The 16,989-nt window shown below is 72.1% G+C and carries 13 protein-coding genes; 7 read left to right on the top strand and 6 right to left on the bottom strand.

Annotated features, from left to right (window positions below; translation table 11 throughout):
- Positions 1-70: 70 nt before the first annotated feature.
- The 3 genes from AB0E24_RS22975 to AB0E24_RS22965 all read left to right on the top strand — a co-directional run bounded on the left by AB0E24_RS22975 (position 71) and on the right by AB0E24_RS22965 (position 6,038).
- Entirely contained in the window at positions 71-4,585 is a 4,515-nt protein-coding gene (locus AB0E24_RS22975) for an HAD-IC family P-type ATPase (RefSeq protein ID WP_359379475.1), read from the top strand.
- Positions 4,586-4,677: 92 nt separating this feature from the next.
- On the top strand, positions 4,678-4,917 hold the full coding sequence (locus AB0E24_RS22970; protein WP_069860488.1) for a DUF6296 family protein: 240 nt from the start codon (positions 4,678-4,680) through the stop codon (positions 4,915-4,917).
- Between the two features lie 119 nt (positions 4,918-5,036).
- On the top strand, positions 5,037-6,038 hold the full coding sequence (locus tag AB0E24_RS22965) for a sigma-70 family RNA polymerase sigma factor (protein WP_359379472.1): 1,002 nt from the start codon (positions 5,037-5,039) through the stop codon (positions 6,036-6,038).
- Here AB0E24_RS22965 and AB0E24_RS22960 read toward each other — a convergent pair.
- The 4 genes from AB0E24_RS22960 to AB0E24_RS22945 all read right to left on the bottom strand — a co-directional run bounded on the left by AB0E24_RS22960 (position 5,937) and on the right by AB0E24_RS22945 (position 9,178).
- Positions 5,937-6,356 (bottom strand): STAS domain-containing protein, encoded by a 420-nt coding sequence (locus AB0E24_RS22960; protein ID WP_079260003.1) that lies wholly within the window; start codon positions 6,354-6,356, stop codon positions 5,937-5,939. The two genes, AB0E24_RS22965 and AB0E24_RS22960, sit on opposite strands and share 102 nt — an antisense overlap.
- A gap of 174 nt (positions 6,357-6,530) precedes the next feature.
- Entirely contained in the window at positions 6,531-7,232 is a 702-nt protein-coding gene (locus tag AB0E24_RS22955) for a glycoside hydrolase family 75 protein (RefSeq protein ID WP_069860491.1), read from the bottom strand.
- A 151-nt stretch (positions 7,233-7,383) separates the two neighbouring features.
- Positions 7,384-8,223 carry a class II fructose-bisphosphate aldolase gene (locus tag AB0E24_RS22950; RefSeq protein WP_069860492.1) on the bottom strand — a complete coding sequence of 280 codons (840 nt, stop codon included), beginning with the start codon at positions 8,221-8,223 and terminating at the stop codon, positions 7,384-7,386.
- 43 nt (positions 8,224-8,266) lie between these two features.
- On the bottom strand, positions 8,267-9,178 hold the full coding sequence (locus tag AB0E24_RS22945; RefSeq protein ID WP_359379469.1) for an SIS domain-containing protein: 912 nt from the start codon (positions 9,176-9,178) through the stop codon (positions 8,267-8,269).
- Positions 9,179-9,303: 125 nt separating this feature from the next.
- Between AB0E24_RS22945 and AB0E24_RS22940 the strand changes: the two genes are divergently transcribed.
- A complete protein-coding gene (locus AB0E24_RS22940) occupies positions 9,304-10,089 on the top strand; it encodes a DeoR/GlpR family DNA-binding transcription regulator (RefSeq protein ID WP_069860802.1) in 786 nt (261 codons plus the stop codon).
- Between the two features lie 12 nt (positions 10,090-10,101).
- Here AB0E24_RS22940 and aroQ read toward each other — a convergent pair whose 3' ends face one another.
- Both aroQ and AB0E24_RS22930 read right to left on the bottom strand, forming a co-directional pair.
- Complete coding sequence (gene aroQ, locus AB0E24_RS22935) at positions 10,102-10,575, bottom strand: type II 3-dehydroquinate dehydratase (protein ID WP_079260006.1); 474 nt, start codon at positions 10,573-10,575, stop codon at positions 10,102-10,104.
- Between the two features lie 80 nt (positions 10,576-10,655).
- Positions 10,656-12,461 (bottom strand): pectate lyase-like domain-containing protein, encoded by a 1,806-nt coding sequence (locus AB0E24_RS22930; protein ID WP_093702698.1) that lies wholly within the window; start codon positions 12,459-12,461, stop codon positions 10,656-10,658.
- Between the two features lie 440 nt (positions 12,462-12,901).
- On the opposite strand from AB0E24_RS22930, the gene AB0E24_RS22925 reads away from it, so the two are divergent.
- The 3 genes from AB0E24_RS22925 (at position 12,902) to AB0E24_RS22915 (ending at position 16,958) form a co-directional block, all read left to right on the top strand.
- On the top strand, positions 12,902-13,993 hold the full coding sequence (locus AB0E24_RS22925; protein ID WP_102936528.1) for a DUF1996 domain-containing protein: 1,092 nt from the start codon (positions 12,902-12,904) through the stop codon (positions 13,991-13,993).
- Between the two features lie 83 nt (positions 13,994-14,076).
- Positions 14,077-15,825: a discoidin domain-containing protein gene (locus AB0E24_RS22920; RefSeq protein WP_359379466.1), complete on the top strand. Its 1,749-nt coding sequence runs from the start codon at positions 14,077-14,079 to the stop codon at positions 15,823-15,825.
- Between the two features lie 92 nt (positions 15,826-15,917).
- On the top strand, positions 15,918-16,958 hold the full coding sequence (locus tag AB0E24_RS22915) for a LacI family DNA-binding transcriptional regulator (protein WP_069860498.1): 1,041 nt from the start codon (positions 15,918-15,920) through the stop codon (positions 16,956-16,958).
- The last annotated feature ends 31 nt before the right edge of the window (positions 16,959-16,989 follow it).

The raw sequence follows: 16,989 nt of genomic DNA, 5'->3' as shown, positions 1-16,989 counted from the left end.
GAATCTTCTTCCCTTTTCAGGGTAATAGGGATGAACCGGGCAGGCTGCCCGGGGAGCGGAGGTTCCCTCGATGTCACCGCTGTCCTCGCTGTCCTCGCTGGCAGCGCTGCGCCTGCCCCTGCCGCCCTCACTGCTGCTCGCACCCCTCAAGGGCGGTGTGGCCGCGGGGATGCGGGACGCCGCCGGAGCCGTCGGGCGGCTGGTCCGGCCCTCCCAGCGGGGGGTCTGGTCCTATCCGGGGCGTTACTACATCGAGGTCCGCGGGGTGCACGGGATCGGGGGCGAGCTGGTGGCCCGCCGAGTGGAACGGGCCCTCGAAGAGCATCCGCGGGTGGCGTGGGCACGGGTGAACGCCCCCTCCGAGCGCGTTGTGGTGGCCGTGGACAGGCCGCCCCCTTCCGAGCAGGACCTGATCGCCAGGATCGAGCGCGCGGAGGTCCGGGCGCCCGTCGCGCCCACCGAGGAGTTCGACGAGTGGGCCCCGGAGCCGCGCCATCCCTCCGGCGGTCCCAAGGAGGCACAGTCGCTGGCCGTCGTGGCGGCGGACGTCGTGGGACTGAGCGTGGCCAGCGCCCTGCGCCTGACCCCCTGGCTCAAGCTGCCGACCGAGGTGGCGGCGGCCATGTCGATCATCCAGAACCACCCCCGTCTGCGGCGGCTCGCCCTGGCCGTCACCCGCGGGGAGCCCACCGAGGCGGCACTGCCGGTGCTGACCGCGCTGACCCAGGGCGTGGCCACCCGGGGCGGCGGGCTCGCGCTCGACCTCATCCAGCGGATGGCACTGTGGCGGGAGGCGGAGGCGGAGGGCCGGGCCTGGGCCGCGATGGAGCCGCACCTGGTGCACGGCCCCCAGGACGTGGTGGCCGAGCCCATCGTGGTCGAGCGGCCGGGACCCTCCCCCCAGGACACCGTGGAGCGCTTCGCGGAGCGCTCCATAGCCGCCGGGGCCGTGGCCGGTGTCCTCGCCGCCCCCTTCGCCGGGCCGCGCCGCGGGTTCGCCGTCGGGTTCTCGTCCGTGCCCAAGGCGCCGGGGGCCGGCCGGGAGGGGTTCGCGACCAGCCTCGGCCGGTTCCTGGCGCTGCGCGGCGTGCTGGCCATGGACCGCAGCTGTCTGCGGCGGCTGGGCCAGGTCGACACCGTGCTGCTGGACGAGGCGGCGCTGCGCGGTGACCGCTACGAGCCCATCGACCTGGAGCTCCTCGGCGGCGCCGACCCCGAGCGCACCGCCGAGCGGCTCTTCGACCTCTTCGACCCCGACGAACCCCTGGAGACCCGCCACGACAGCGGATGGGTGCTCGGCCCCCTGGACCGGCTGGAGCTGACCGGCCGCACCGGGCAGCAGACCGCGGCCAGGCTCCGCCGCCGGGGCAGCGAGCGCGTGCTCGGCCTGGCCCGGGGGCGCACGCTCCAGGCGGTGGTGGGCCTCGCCCCGCAGACCGTGCCGGGCGCCGAGGCCGTGGCGGCCGCCGCCCGCCGGGCCGGGTCCCGCATCGTCCTGGCCACCGACCGGCAGCAGCCCACGGACATCACCTTCGCCGACGCGGTGGTGCCCTCCGGCGGCCGTCTCGTGGCCTCCGTACGCTCCCTCCAGGCCGATGGGGCCGTGGTGCTGCTGCTCTCCGGCAACCGCCGGGCCCTGGGCGCCGCCGACTGCGGCATCGGGGTGCACCGCGAGGGCGAGCCCCCCGCCTGGGGCGCCCATCTGCTCGTCGGCGCCGACCTGGAGTCGGCCGGGCTCATCGTGGACGCCGTCGGCGTGGCCGCACGGGTCGACCGGGAGAGCGCCCTGCTGTCCTCCGGCGGCAGCGCCATCGGCGCCGTGGCCGCCCTCCAGGCGGTGCCGAACCAGGCCACCGCGCGCGCCGCGGCGTCCAGCACCAGCGCGGGGACCCTGGCCTTCGCCCTGGGCAACTGGCGGGCGCGCCAGCTCCTCGCCCGCCCCATGGACCCGCCGGTGACCACCACCCCCTGGTATCTGATGCCCGTCCCCCGGGTGCTGGAGCGGCTGCGGACCGGGCATGACGGCCTGACCCCGGAGGAGGCCGCCGCCCGCACCGGGCAGGGGCCGCGCCGGGGCGAGCCCACCGGCACCAGCCTGCCCGCCGCGTTCATCGAGGAGCTGGCCAACCCCCTGACCCCGGTCCTCGCCGCCGGGGCCGCTCTGGCCGCCGCCGTGGGCTCGCGCACCGACGCCGCGCTCGTGGCCGCCATCACCGGCATCTCCGCCCTCGTCGGCGGCTTCCAGCGGGTGAGGACCGAGCGGGCGCTTTCGGAGCTGTTCGCCCGGTCGGCGATCGGCGCCCGGGTCCGCAGAAGCGGTACGGAACGCCTGGTGACCGCCGGGGACCTGGTCCCCGGCGACATCGTCGTACTGGGCCCCGAGGACGTGGTGCCCGCCGACTGCCGGGTGCTGGAGGCCGAGGGGCTCGAGGTCGACGAGTCCTCGCTGACCGGCGAATCCCTCCCCGTGAACAAGTCTCCGGTGCCGGTCGTCGCCGCCCACATCACCCAGCGCCGCTCGATGCTCTACGAGGGCACCACGATCTCCGCGGGGCGGGCCGTGGCCGTCGTCGTGGCCACCGGACCGGCCACCGAGGTCGGCCGCAGCCTGGCCACCGCCCGCCAGGCCGCCCCCGTCACCGGTGTCGAGGCGCGGCTGACCTCACTCACCCGGGCCAGCGTGCCCATCGCCCTCGGATCCGCCGCGGCGGTCGCCGGTGCCGGGCTGCTGCACGGCCTCCCGCCCACCGAGAACCTCGCCTCCGCCGTCAACCTCGCCGTCGCCTCCGTCCCCGAAGGGCTTCCGTTCCTGGTCAACGCGGCCCAGCTGGCCGCCGCCCGCCGGCTGGCCGACCTCGGTGCCCTGGTCCGCAACCCCCGCACCATCGAGGCGCTCGGCCGTGCCGATGTGCTGTGTTTCGACAAGACCGGGACCCTCACCGAGGGCAACCTCGAGCTCGCGGCCGTCAGCGACAGCGGCGGCCCGCTCCCCGCCGACCGGCTCGACGCGCCCCGTAAGGCGGTGCTCGCCGCCGCGCTGCGCGCGACTCCGCCGGCCCGCCAGGCCGAGCCCATGGCGCACCAGACCGACCGCGCGGTGAGCGTCGGGGCGCGCCGGGCCGGGGTCGGGGTGCGGCGCGGAGCGCCCCGCTGGCGCCGCACCGACTCGCTGCCCTTCGAACCCTCCCGCGCCTACCACGCCACCGCCGGGCGCACCGCACACGGCGCGCTGCTCAGCGTCAAGGGGGCGCCCGAGGGCGTCCTGGAGCGGGTCGCCCGGCGGCGCGCACCGGGCACCGGAGAGGCCACCGAACTGGACGCGCGGGACATCGAGAAGCTGGCCGACGCCGCGGAGGAGCTGGCCGGTGCGGGGCGGCGGGTGCTGGCGGTGGCCGAGCGCCGGATGCGGGAGGGCGAGGAGCTGACCGACGACACCGTGCGGGACCTGGACTTCCTCGGCTTCATCGCCATCGCCGACCCCGTCCGCACCAGTGCCGCCCCCGCCCTCGCGCGGCTGCGCGAGTCGGGTGTGCAGACCGTGATGCTCACCGGCGACCACCCCGCCACCGCGGACGCCATCGCGGCCCCCATCCTGGACGTCCCAGAGCCGAAGGTGTCCACCGGTCCTGAGCTGGACGAGATGGACGACGAGCGGCTGGACGAGCTGCTGCCGACGGTGGACGTGATCGCCCGGTGCAGCCCGCACCACAAGGTCCGCATCGTCCAGGCGTACCAGCGCCTCGGCCGGGTGGTGGCGATGACCGGGGACGGCGCCAACGACGCCCCCGCGATCCGGCTCGCGGACGTCGGGATCGCCCTGGGGCGGCGCGGCACCCCGGCCGCGACCGCCGCGGCGGACCTGGTCGTCACCGACGACCGTCTGGAGACCATCGTCTCGGCCCTCATGGAGGGGCGCGCCATGTGGGCCTCGGTCCGGGCGGCCCTCGCCATCCTCATCGGCGGCAACTTCGGCGAGGTCACCTTCAGCGTGGCCACCTCCGCCCTGACCGGCTCCACCCCGCTGAGCGCCCGTCAGATCATGCTGGTCAACCTGCTGACCGACCTCGCGCCCGCGCTCGCCATCGCGGTGCGCGAGCCGACCGGGCACACCGGCGAACGGCTGCTCAAGGAGGGCCCCAGCCGCTCGCTGGGCGTGGCGCTGACCAAGGAGATGCTGCTGCGGGGCGTCATCACCGCCGCCGGGGCCGGACTGGCGTGGACCGGCGCCCGGCTCACCGGCAGGGGCCGCCGGGCCAGTACGGTGGCGCTCGCGGCCCTGGTCGGCACCCAGCTGGCGCAGACCCTGACCACGGGCGGCCTGGACCCGCACGTCCTGATCGCGGGGCTGGGCTCCGCCCTGGTGCTCGCCGCCATCATCCAGACCCCGGGCGTCAGCCACTTCTTCGACTGCACCCCGCTCGGGCCGGTGGCCTGGGGCCTGACCCTGGGGTCGATCGCCGTGGCCACCCTGTTCGGCCCCGTCCTGGCGCCGCTGCTGCACCTGGAGCAGGCCCCCCTCGGGGCGGAGGCGGCACAGGGCCCGGACGCCGCCGACGGGGCGGAGGTCCCCGCCGCATCGCGGTGAGCCCCGAACCTCTTGCGCCGCCCGGCCCGAGCGATAGTGTTGATTGTCCCGGTTTGAGATGGCGGGGGCGGGTCGGTGCGGAGGAGGGCGTGATGCGGAGCCGAGAGCGGTATGAGCTGGTCTTCGTGGATACGACCGCCCCGGACCCGGGGGCCGAGGACGTGGTGGTGGTGCACCGTACGGACACCAGTGGTCCGGGCGGGCATCCCGTGTACGTGGACGACACCGGCATCGTGCGGGCCGAGATCAGCGACCGTGCGGAGGTGCGGATGATCGCCAGCGGTGGGCATCAGGTGCACGCCGCCACGGTCAGTGCCCGACCGATGCCCTGAGCATCCGTCCTGGGACCCGAGCCGTCTGTCGTTTCCGCAGGTCGGCGCCGTTGTCAGTGGTGCCCGCTAGTTTGGCGGCCATGGGAGTCCGAAGAGCGATGAAGCGATGAGGTGCGGCGATGAGTGATGTGGCGGCGGTGGACGGCGCGACCGGTGTGGAGCTCCAGCTGGAGCCGTACCGCACGCAGCTGACCGGTTACTGCTATCGGATGCTGGGCTCGGCCTTCGAGGCCGAGGACGCCGTTCAGGAGACGATGGTGCGCGCCTGGCGGGGGCTGGACCGCTTCGAGGGCCGGTCCGCGCTGCGGTCATGGCTCTACCGCATCGCCACCAATGTGTGCCTGGACATGCTCAACGGGAGCAAGCGGCGGGCCCGCCCCATGGACCTGACCTCCGCGGCCACCCCGTTCCCGGCCGCGCTCGCCGAGCAGCCGGAGGCCACCTGGATCGGGCCGGTCCCGGACGGCCAGGTGCTGCCCGACGGGGGAGACCCCGCCGAGGTGGCCGCCCAGCGGGACGCGGTGCGGCTCGCGTTCATCGCCGCGCTCCAGCATCTGGCGCCCCGCCAGCGGGCGGTGCTGATCCTGCGCGAGGTGCTGGCGTGGAAGGCGAGCGAGGTCGCCGAGCTGCTGGGCACCACCGTCGCGTCTGTCAACAGCGCCTTGCAGCGCGCCCGGGCCACCCTCGCCGCGAGCGAGATCAGCGACACCGACCCGGTCAAGCCGCTTGACGAGGAGCAGCGCGCGCTGCTGGCCCGCTATGTGGACGCCTTCGAGCGCTATGACCTGGACTCCCTCACCGCCCTGCTGCACGAGGACGCCACGCTCTCCATGCCGCCGTACGAGCTGTGGCTGCGCGGCCACGAGGACATCCGCCAGTGGCTGCTGGGCCATGGCATCGGGTGCCGCGGCTCACGTCTGGTCCCCACGGTGGCCAACGGCATGCCCGCCTTCGGCCAGTACCGTCCGGGGGGCGCCGACGGCCGCCATGAGCCCTGGGCGCTCCAGGTCCTGGAGATATCAAGGGGCCGGATCACCGGGCTCAACTCCTTCCTCGACACCGAGCGCCTCTTCCCGCTGTTCGGCCTCCCCGCCTCGCTCGGCTCCGAGGACGCCGTCTAACGCGGCGGGGGCGGCCAGGGCCTCGTCCAGCCCCGTCCAGGCGAGCAGCCGTCGCAGCTCGCCGCGGGCGTTGCGGAGCTGGATCCGGCACCCCAGCCGGCCGGCGGTCAGCCGCAGCCGGGCCAGGGCCTCGACCACGGCCAGGTCCGGCCGGCCCACCCCGCCCACATCCACGGTGACCGGCCCTGGACCGGCCCGGCGCGCCAGCGCGCTCAGCCGTTCGCACAGCCGCTCCACCTCGGCGCGGGTGACCGGCTGGTCCAGGACCAGCACGGCCGGGGACAGCGTGGGCGGGTTCTCGGGCTCGGGACCGGCCAACGTCCACCTCCTGTCGTGGCGTTCACCGATGAAGACCGCCCGGCCGGGGAAAAGTCATCGGCTCCACCCTCCGGCCGCGCCCGGGGGAAGCCGCCGCTCGGCGGCGCGACGACTGTGGCGCACGGCCGCCGACGGCCGTGCACCACAGTGCGGTCGCCGCCGGTGGCGGCGGGGTCAGTTGCTCTGGACGAACTGCTTCGCCAGCCCGTCGCCGACCGATACGGCCTTGTCGTGGTTCTCGATGGGGGAGACGGAGGAGTTCTTGAAGAGGATGTACGTCACCCCCGATTCGGTGCCGCCGGTCTCCGGGTCGGGGTCGATGCCGAGCGCGCCGGCCGTGGCGTAGGACGCCTCACCGATGATCGCCGTCGGCCCGGTGTCGCCCACCACCGCGTACTCGACCTTGTTGTTGTAGATGACCGCGACCACACCGCCGCCCTTGATACCGGCCTGGCGGTAGTCCCAGGTGGAGCTGGGGCTCGGCACCACGACATACGGCAGCTTGTCGGCGATCAGGGGCTTGCCGTCCGACTGGTGGAAGGCGGTGTCGTCCTGGAACCACGGGTCGGTGTCCCCGTTGCACCGGGAGGTCACCTGGCCATCGCAGTCGATGTCCATGTCGGCCTTCCAGAAGACCGCCCCATTGGCGCCGCAGACCGGGATGGTCGCCGAAGTCTCCTCGTCGGTGCGGTACTTGCCACTGGATATCTGTGAACAGCCCTGCACCTTGGCGAGCAGCTGCGCCGCGGTGACCGTGCCCTCCTTGGTGGACGCGGGGGCCGGTGCGGGACCCCGGGTGTTGGCATGGGCGCCGGCGGTGACGGACCCGGCCAGCAGACCGGTCGCGGCGAGCACGAAAGCTAAACGCTTGCGCATAGGACACCCCTTTGTTAGGAACCTTTCCTAACCTCGTCGGGGGCATCCTGGACGAGTTGATAAGCTCATGTCAATACGCCCGGCCCGCAGAATTCCGATACTCATTGCCGCGTGAATCGACTGCGTTGGGAACAGCTTCCGGCAGGTGCTCTCAGTGCGTGGCCCGGACCAGTTTCAGCAGCCGGGTCACCTCGCGCGCCACCGCGTCACGCGCGGCCGCGACATACCGTCGCGGGTCGACCACATCGGGATCGGCGGTGAGATGGTCGCGGATCGCCCGGGTGTAGGCCACGTTCAGATGGGTGGCGATGTTCACCTTCGTCAGCCCCGCCTCCACCGCCCGGGTCAGATCGGCCTCGGGCACCCCGGAGGAGCCGTGCAGCACCAGCGGTACGGGCACGGCCGTGCGCAACGCCGCCACCAGCGACAGATCCACCACCGCGGCCTTGACGACCATGGCGTGCGAGGTGCCCACCGCGACCGCGAGCGCGTCCACACCCGTGGCCGCCACATAGGCGGCGGCCTCGGCCGGGTCGGTCCTGGCCCCCGGTGCGTGGACGCCGTCCTTGCCGCCCACCTCGCCCAACTCGGCCTCCACCCACACCCCGTGGGCATGGCAGTCGGCCGTCACCCCGGCCGTCGCCGCCACATTGCCGTCGTAGTCCAGGGCCGAGGCGTCGAACATCACCGAGCCGAAGCCAAGATCCACCGCCTCCCGTACCAGCTCCGGCCCGGTGGCGTGGTCCAGATGCACGGCCACCGGCACCCGCGCCGCGCGGGCCACCTCCACGGTCGCCCGCCCGATGGCGGCCAGGGCGCCGTGATACCGCACCGCGTTCTCGCTGATCTGGAGGATCACCGGCGCGCCCGCCGCCTCCGCCCCGGCCACGATCGCCTGGGCGTGCTCGATCTGGATGACATTGAACGCACCCGCGCCGAGCCCGGCCCGCGCGGCCGTCCCGACGATCTCCCCGGTGGCCACCAGTGGCATCAACCGGCTCCTTCCACCCGTTCCCGTGCTCCGGCCGTATCCGTCATGCGCCCGTCCCCGTTCCCCCGAGGATCACCGAGCGGGTGAGATGGCGCGGCTCGTCGGGGTCCAGCCCGCGCTCCGCCGCGATCGCCACCGCGAGCCGCTGCACCACCACCAGCTCCGCGAGCGGATCCCGGCCGTAGCCGGCGACCCGGCCACCGGTGCGGGTGATCTCCTCGTCCGCCACGTCCGAGACCCCCTCGCCCAGCCACCACACCGCGCTGCGCGGGCCGGTCACGCTGATCGGGCCGTGCCGGTACTCCTTGGCCGGATACGCCTCGGTCCACGCCCCTGCCGCCTCGCGCATCTTGAGCGCGGCCTCCTGGGCGACCCCGTAGGTCCAGCCCCGTCCGAGGAAGGTGAACTGCCCGGCCGTCACGAGCTCCCCGGGCAGCGGCTCGGCGAGCGCCGCCCGGCCATCCGCCTCCAGATGCTCCAGTGGCGCGCCCAAATGGGCGCGGAGCAGGGCGAGTTCGCTGGTGGCCCAACGGGTCTGCACCACCGAACGCTCATCGGCGAAGTCGAGCACGACCGCTGCGTCCGCCGCGGCCACGACCGGGGAGTCGGGGACCGCCGTGACGACGGTGGTGGGCACCCGGCCGCGCACCGCGCCCAGCAGCTCCAGCACCTCGGTCGTGGTGCCGGACCTGGACAGCGCGAGCACCCGGTCGTAGGCGCGGCCGGCCGGCATCTCCGACGCCGCGAACGCGTCCGTCTCGCCGTGGCCCGCCGCCTCGCGCAGCGCCGCGTACGACTGGGCGATGAACCAGGAGGTGCCGCAGCCGACGACGGCGACCCGCTCACCCGCCCCGGGCAGCGCCGCCGCTACGGGCCCCTCCGGATCCCGGGCCAGGGCGATGGCGCGCCGCCAGCAGTCGGGCTGGCTCGCTATCTCGGCCTCGGTGTGGCTCATGGGACTCCCCTCGTCGGATGACCCCGACAGCTCGAATGCTCGGAGTTGTTTCGTACGAGCCGATAATGCGCAGAATCACGCACGGAAGTCCAGAGCCGATGTGTGTACGGGGTAGGGTGATCGACGTGAAACGGCCCGAGCGCTGGAACGCCCTGCTGGATCTGCTGACCAGGGACGGCAGGATCGATGTCGAGGAGGCGGCCGCCGAGCTGGCGGTGTCCGCCGCGACCATCCGGCGCGACCTGGATGAACTCGCTCAGCAGCAGATGCTGACCCGTACCCGGGGCGGCGCGGTCGCGCACAACCTCTCGTACGACCTTCCGCTGCGCTACAAGACCGCCCGGCGCGCCTCGGAGAAGCAGCGGATCGCGGCCGCCGCGGCCCGGATGGCCGAACCGGGCTCGATCGTGGGCCTCAACGGCGGAACGACCACCACCGAGGTCGCCCGCGCGATCTCCACGCGCGGGGATCTGTCCACCACGGGCGGCGGCCCGGCCGTCACGATCGTCACCAACGCCCTGAACATCGCCAGTGAGCTGGCGGTGCGCCCCCAGGTCAAGATCGTGCTCACCGGCGGGGTGGCCCGGCCACAGTCCTTCGAGCTGATGGGGCCGCTGGCCACCGGGGTGCTGGCCCAGGTGTCGCTGGATCTGGCGATCCTCGGCGTGGACGCGGTGGACGCGGACCAGGGCGCGACCGCCCACCATGAGGGGGAGGCCAGCATCAACCATCTGATGGCGGGCCGGGCCGCCCGGGTGGTGGTCGTGGCCGACAGCTCCAAGCTGGGCCGCCGGGCGTTCGCCCGGATCTGCGCGCTGGACGAGATCGATGTGCTGATCACGGACACCGGCGCCGATGAGGAGCTGGTCGCTCCGTACACCGAGGCCGGTGTCCGCGTGATCAGGGCCTGAGGTCCGGCGCGCTCACGCCTTGGCGGCGGCCCGCAGGGCGGCCACCCGCTCGACGGCGAAGGCGTAGCCCTGGACACCGCATCCGGCGATCACCCCGTTGGCCAGCGCGGAGACATAGGAGTGGTGCCGGAACGTCTCCCGCTGGTGGATGTTGGAGATATGCACCTCCATGATCGGCAGACCGTCGCAGATCGCCAGGGCGTCGCGCAGGGCGACGGAGGTGTGGGAGTAGCCCGCGGGGTTGATGATGATCGCCGCGTGGCGCTCCCGGGCCTCATGGATCCAGTCGATCAGCTGCCCCTCGTGATTGCTCTGCCGGCAGTCGGTCGTCAGACCGTGCGGCGCGGCCGTCTCGGCGACCAGCTTCTCGATGTCGGCCAGGGTGTCGGTGCCGTAGATCTCGGGTTGCCGGCGGCCCAGGAGGTTCAGGTTCGGTCCATTGAGCACCATGATCGTGGAACGGTCGCGCACGGGGGTGGTCGCCATGGCGTGGTGGTCCTTCCTGGGCGTTCGGCTCTTCGAGGGGCGGTTCACCGGGGGCACCGACTCCCGCGAGGCATCGTAGATCAGGGATATGACACCACGGTGGACGGCACGGTGGAGGTGCCCGAGGTGGGAGATCCGGTGTCATTGATGACGCGCTCGTACTGGCCTTGGCCGCCGAGCGAGACGACCAGCAGATTGTGGAACTTCACCCCGGAGTTGTTCGGGGCGGCGAAGCCGTGGTGCTGCACGATGCTCGGGTCGACGTTGTAGTAGCAGTAGCTGCCGAGCCCCCATCCCTCGTGCGTGGTCACCGAGTCCGCCACCTTGTAGGCCGCGTAGCCCTTGATGGAGCCGTTCTGGATGGCCGCCTGGTTCGGGGCGTCGTACGCCTTCTCGTTCTGGAAGAAGATGGTGCGGCCGCGCTGCCCGTACCACTCCACGTCGTACTTGTTGAAGTGCTCCACGAAAAGACCCGTGGCGAGCACATCGTCGCCGTTGACCCGGACCCCGTAGTCGGAGCGGTTGGTCTCCCAGCCGACCCCGTCACCGTGGTCGGCCCGCCAGACCCAGGTGTGGTCCACGATGGTGTGACGGCTGTTGATGACCATGCAGGTGGTGGCCTTGCCGGGGCCCGCGCCGCCGATGCGGATGAACACATCCTGGACGGTGGTGGGGTTGGCCGAGTGGTCGGCGGAGGCGCCCTGCGGACCGACCTCCAGCAGGGTGGCGGAGTTGACCGGCCCGGCGTCGATGAGGAAACCGGCCAGCCGCACCCCGTCCACATCGGCCACCTTCATCGCGGTGACGCCGTTGTCGGGGATGAGGGTGGCGTAGCCGAGCCCGAGGACGACGGTGTTCGCCCGGTTCACCTGGATCGTCCGGTCGAGGTGGTAGATGCCCGGGGTGAACAGCAGATGGAGCCCCTGGGTGAGCGCCTCGTTGAGGGTGGCCGCGGTGACACCGGGCTTGGCCACGTAGAACTGCGACAGCGGGAGCGAGGTGCCTCTGGGGGTGCCGTTGCCCCAGGTGACGCCGCGGGCGTCGGTCCGCTTCTCGGGCAGGAAGACCCGGTACTCGTTCCCGTTGAGGTACAGGAAGGGCTTCTCCCGGGAGATGGGGGTGTTGTTCAGCGTGGTGTACGGCGGGTTGGGGAAGCTCTGGCCCGGCGCGCCCTCCACACCCGAGAACACCATGTTCCACACGCCGTTGAGCCAGCTGCCGATCGCGCTGTCGCGGGTGTACCACTGCTGCTGGGAGTACGGCCCGACCTCGCCGTCGATACGGCTGTCCGCGATGTAACCGCCGCTCGCCCAGCCGTAGCCGTTGGGGGCGAGGTTCAGCCCGCCGCGCACATGCATCCGCCGGAAGGGCGCCGCCTGCGCCACCGCCCAGCGGTTGGTGCCGTTGACCGGTACGACCGCGAGGTTCTCCGCCGAACGCCAGAAGTTCTGGGTGGCATTGCCGTTGAACCACCCGGCGTCCACCGTGATGTCGCCGTTGATGGTGGTGTCATCGGGGGACAGCCCCAGCCCGGCGATGGAGGTGTAGAAGCCGATCTGGGCGTTGAGCCCGCTATAGCTGCCGGGCTTGAACAGCAGGGCGTAGCGCCCGGTGCCGAACTGCGCCGACTCCTGCTTCTTGAACACCTCGTCCAGCTTGGCCTGGATACCGGCCGTGGACGGGTCGAAGACAATGACATTCGGGCCGAGGTCGCCGCCGCCCGGCAGGGCCCGCGGGCTCTTGCTCCGGCCCGCGGGCGCGGCGGAGGCGGGAGTGGACAGCCCGGCGAGGGCGGGGGCCGATGCGACGGCGGCCGCGGCGCCGAGTACCGCCCTGCGGCCGACCGCGGGGCGGCCGGAGGAGGAGGGCGTGGGGGAAGGTGTCATGGGGGCGTCTCTCCTGGTTCAGTAAATGAACGGGATGGGGGGTGAGGGAGCGCTCTCTTGCCGTCGCATGCTTCAGCCATGTGAATGACTCGTCAAGAGTTGTGACCGTAGTCCTTACATCTTGTTGCCTTTTGAGCGCCAATTGACCTGGTAAATCCGGTGGTTCGGGCGCACTTGGGGGAGATTCGCGGAGTCGCGCGTCCAAGGTCGTTGTGTTCAAGAGGTTAGGGGAGTCGGCGTCCGATCCTTTCCGTTCGGTGCCTTGACACCTTCACGTCCCCGCCCGGACACTCCCATCTCGGAGAGCGCTCTCCAATTGTTGTCACGGGCCTTTGACGGTCCGTCATGCGGGCGGCCCGGCCCGCACCCACGGCGCCGCGAATCCTCGCCGTGCACGGCCGCCTGGCCACCTTCACCCTCTCCATGTGGCAGGAGTCCCCATGGCACGGAGATCGAAGATCGTTTCAACCACTCTGATCACAGGCGCGCTGCTGCTGACCTCGCTCGGGCTCGGTGGTATCGCGATGAGCGCCGAAACGCCCCCGGCGAAGTCCGCGGGCGCCGGTGTCACGGCGGCCCACGCCGGGCACACCATGGCGGCGTCGTCCGCCTCCTCACCCGAGGACCCGGACGGCGACGGCTACATCCCCGCGAATCCGCCGGTCACCGGCGTCACACCGTCCACCAAGGAGCCGCCCCACCGCTACTTCCACGAGTTCCAGGCCAACTGCTCGGTGAGCCACACCAAGGCGGACGACCCCATCGTGTATCCGCAGCAGCCGGGCGCGTCCCATGACCACACCTTCATGGGCAACACCACCACCGACGCGGCCAGCACCACGGCCTCCCTCGAGGCCGGCCGCACCACCTGCAAGGCGCCGGGGGACAAGTCGGGCTACTGGATGCCCACGCTGTCCAACGGCGACAAGCCGGTGCTGCCCATCGGCCCGCAGACCATCTACTACAAGGCGGGCGTGACCGACTACACCAGTGTGCGGCCGTTCCCGAGGGGGCTGCGCTTCGTGGTGGGCGACCCGATGCAGAGCGCCGAGGAGTTCCGCCACCACCCCGGCTTCGTCGAGGGCTGGGAGTGCGGCGACAGCTTCTTCAACATCGAGTTCCCCAAGGACTGCCCGAGTCGGCCCGAGGTCCAGCTCAACATCCGTTTCCAGGCGCCCAGTTGCTGGGACGGGAAGTACCTGGACACCCCCGACCACCGCAGCCATATGGCGTACCCCGTGGTCAACCCCGGCACCAACAACAACGTGTGCCCGGCCGACCACCCGGTCGCACTGCCGATGATCGAGTTCAAGATGGCCTTCCCGGTCAACGGTGACCTCTCCAAGGCGAGGCTGGCCAGCGGCCCCAGTTGGTCGTTCCACTACGACTTCTTCAACGCCTGGGACGCGCCCACGCTCAAGGCGCTCGTCGATCACTGCGTCGTCGGGGCGCTCCAGTGCGACGCCCGCGGCTACGACCAGACCCACCCCGAGGCCGGAGCGGCCCTCGACGAGAACTACGAACTGCCGTGACACGTACGGCCCGGCCGCCGCGCACACCGTGGCGGCCGGGCCGTACGCACCCCCACCCCCCCGACACACCGAAAGACACCACCATGACCCGGACCCGTACCGCTCCACGCCGTATCGCGGCGCCCCTCACCGCCGGGCTGCTGGCCGCCGGTGCCCTCGCGCTGCCCGGCCAGCAGGCACACGCCGCCGGAAGCGTCGTCAAGGTGACCGGCGCCCAGGGCGACTGGCGGCTGACCGTGGATGGCCAGCCGTATCAGATCAAGGGCCTGACCTGGGGCCCCGCCATCGCGGACGCCGGACGCTATATGCCCGATCTGAAGTCGATGGGCGTCAACACCATCCGCACCTGGGGCACCGACGCCACCAGCAAACCCCTCTTCGACTCCGCCGCCGCCAACGGCGTCAAGGTGATCGCCGGTTTCTGGCTCCAGCCCGGTGGCGGTCCGGGCAGCGGCGGCTGTGTGAACTACCGGACGGACACCGCCTACAAGGACCAGATGCTCGCCGAGTTCCCCAAGTGGGTCGCCACGTACAAGGACCACCCGGGCGTGCTGATGTGGAACGTCGGCAACGAGTCGGTGCTCGGCCTCCAGAACTGCTACAGCGGCGATGAGCTGGAGCGGCAGCGCGACGCCTACACCACGTTCGTCAACGACATCGCCAAGAAGATCCACGGTGTCGACCCCGACCACCCGGTCACCTCCACCGACGCATGGACCGGCGCCTGGCCGTACTACCGGAAGAACGCCCCGGACCTCGACCTCTACGCCGTCAACTCCTACAACGCCGTCTGCGATATCAAGGCCACCTGGGAGCAGGGCGGTTACACCAAGCCGTACATCGTCACCGAAACCGGACCGGCGGGGGAGTGGGAGGTCCCCGACGACGCCAACGGGGTGCCGGAGGAGCCCACCGACCAGGCCAAGGCCGAGGGCTACACCAAGGCGTGGAACTGCGTCACCGGCCACAAGGGCGTGGCGCTCGGCGCCACGATGTTCCACTACGGCACCGAGGACGACTTCGGCGGCGTCTGGTTCAATCTGCTGCCCGCGGGCCAGAAGCGGCTGTCGTACTACGCGGTGAAGAAGGCGTACGGCGCGGACACCTCACGCGACAACACCCCGCCGGTCATCTCCTCGCTGGCCGTGGACGGCGACCCGGCCAAGGTGGAGGCCGGCCGTGATCTGAACCTCACGGTCAAGGCCACCGACCCCGACGGCGACGCCATCTCCTACCAGGTGCTGGGCAGCACGATGTACCTCGACAAGGACAAGGGCCTCATCCCGCTGCCCGCCACCGACCTCGGCGGCGGCCGGCTGAAGGTCACCGCGCCGGACCGCCCCGGTGTGTGGAAGGTCTACGTCAAGGCCACCGACGGCAGGGGCAACGTGGGCATCGAGACCCGCTCCGTACGGGTCGTCCCGCCCGCCGTGAACGGCACCAATGTGGCCCTCGGCAAGACGGCCACCGCATCCTCGTACCAGACGGGCGGCGGCGACTGCCCCTGCACCCCCGCCAACGCCGTGGACGGCAAGGCGGACACCCGCTGGGCCGCCGACTGGAGCGATCCGCAGTGGCTCCAGGTGGACCTCGGCGCGTCCACCCCCTTCACCCATGTCCAGCTGGTCTGGGAGGCCGCCTACGCCAAGGCGTACACCATCCAGACCTCCGACGACGGCCAGAACTGGCGCAGCGTCCGCGAGGTGACCGACGGCAACGGCGGTGTCGACGACTTCGACGTCTCCGGCACCGGACGCTACGTCCGTGTCCACGGCACCGCGCGCGGCACCGGCTACGGCTACTCGCTCTACGAGTTCGGCGTCTACCGCTGATCCATGGCCGGCCGGAGCACGCCCATGCGCACCCCGGTGGAGTCGGGAGAGCGCTCTATGCCCTCGGCGCGCGCTGCCACTAGGGTGCGGGCATGAACCGACAGGCCCCGACCTTGGAGGATGTCGCCCGGGAGGCCGGTGTCTCCCGGGCGACCGTGTCCCGGGTCGTCAACGGCGTCCGCAATGTGGATCCGGCCATCCAGGACCTGGTCCGTCTGGCGATCGAGAGGACCGGATACGCGCCCAACCGGGCGGCCAGATCGCTGGTGACCCGCCGCACGGGCACCGTGGCGCTCGTCGTCTCCGGGGCCGGGGACACCTCGGAGCAGGAGCAGAACGCCTTCGCCGCGCGGGTGTTCGCCGATCCGTTCTTCGGCCGGGTGGTCGGTGGCGTGGTGGGTTTTCTGCGGCCGCGCGCGACACACCCGGTGCTGATGTTCGCCGAGTCCCCCGAGGCCAGAGGGGAAGTGCTGAGGTATCTGCGGCAGGGAAACGCGGACGGGGCGCTCGTGGTGTCCACCCACCCCGACGATCCGCTGCCCGCCCTGCTGGCCGACGCCGGACTGCCCGCCGTGCTGTTCGCCCGGCCCGTACGGCCGGTCGCGCTCAGCCATGTGGACCTGGCCCACTGGGACGGTGGCCGCCTCGCGGCCGAGCGCCTGCTGGCCCGGGGGTGCCGGAAGGTGGCCACCGTGTCGGGGCCGTGGGCGGTGGCGGCGAGCCAGGAGCGGCTCGCCGGGTTCCGCGACACCATGGCCCGCGGTGGCCATCCGTATGTGCCGGTGGCCGAGGGCGGCTTCACCCTGGACAGCGGGGTGGCGGCGATGACCGGGCTGCTCGCCGAACACCCCGATCTGGAGGGCGTGTTCGCCGCCAACGACCTGATGGCCCAGGGGGTCTGCCAGGTGCTGAGGGAGCGCGGCCGAAGGGTGCCCGGCGATGTCGCCGTCGTCGGCTTCGACGACTCCAGCGTGGCCGCCACCTGCCGCCCGCCGCTCACCACGGTCCGCCAGCCGGTGGAGGACATGGCGGCGGCCATGGCCCGGCTGCTCGACGAGCACATCCGGGGCCTGCGCGACGAGCCGGCCTCGGTCCTCTTCGAACCGGAGCTGGTGGTACGGGAGTCGGCGTAGCCCCTGCGCGGGGCGTGTGCGTAGCCGCTGC

The organism is Streptomyces malaysiensis subsp. malaysiensis (assembly GCF_040653035.1).
In the GTDB taxonomy this organism is placed as follows: Bacteria; Actinomycetota; Actinomycetes; order Streptomycetales; family Streptomycetaceae; genus Streptomyces; species Streptomyces malaysiensis.
This window is presented reverse-complemented; position numbering and strand designations above follow the sequence as displayed.

Coding starts and splice junctions, on each gene's coding strand:
- AB0E24_RS22965 (WP_359379472.1), top strand. CDS start 5,037: ATGAGTGATGTGGCGGCGGTGGACGGCGCGACCGGTGTGGAGCTCCAG.
- AB0E24_RS22945 (WP_359379469.1), bottom strand. CDS start 9,178: ATGAGCCACACCGAGGCCGAGATAGCGAGCCAGCCCGACTGCTGGCGG.
- AB0E24_RS22955 (WP_069860491.1), bottom strand. CDS start 7,232: ATGCGCAAGCGTTTAGCTTTCGTGCTCGCCGCGACCGGTCTGCTGGCC.
- AB0E24_RS22970 (WP_069860488.1), top strand. CDS start 4,678: ATGCGGAGCCGAGAGCGGTATGAGCTGGTCTTCGTGGATACGACCGCC.
- AB0E24_RS22930 (WP_093702698.1), bottom strand. CDS start 12,461: ATGACACCTTCCCCCACGCCCTCCTCCTCCGGCCGCCCCGCGGTCGGC.
- AB0E24_RS22975 (WP_359379475.1), top strand. CDS start 71: ATGTCACCGCTGTCCTCGCTGTCCTCGCTGGCAGCGCTGCGCCTGCCC.
- AB0E24_RS22915 (WP_069860498.1), top strand. CDS start 15,918: ATGAACCGACAGGCCCCGACCTTGGAGGATGTCGCCCGGGAGGCCGGT.
- AB0E24_RS22950 (WP_069860492.1), bottom strand. CDS start 8,223: ATGCCACTGGTGGCCACCGGGGAGATCGTCGGGACGGCCGCGCGGGCC.
- AB0E24_RS22925 (WP_102936528.1), top strand. CDS start 12,902: ATGGCACGGAGATCGAAGATCGTTTCAACCACTCTGATCACAGGCGCG.
- AB0E24_RS22920 (WP_359379466.1), top strand. CDS start 14,077: ATGACCCGGACCCGTACCGCTCCACGCCGTATCGCGGCGCCCCTCACC.
- aroQ (WP_079260006.1), bottom strand. CDS start 10,575: ATGGCGACCACCCCCGTGCGCGACCGTTCCACGATCATGGTGCTCAAT.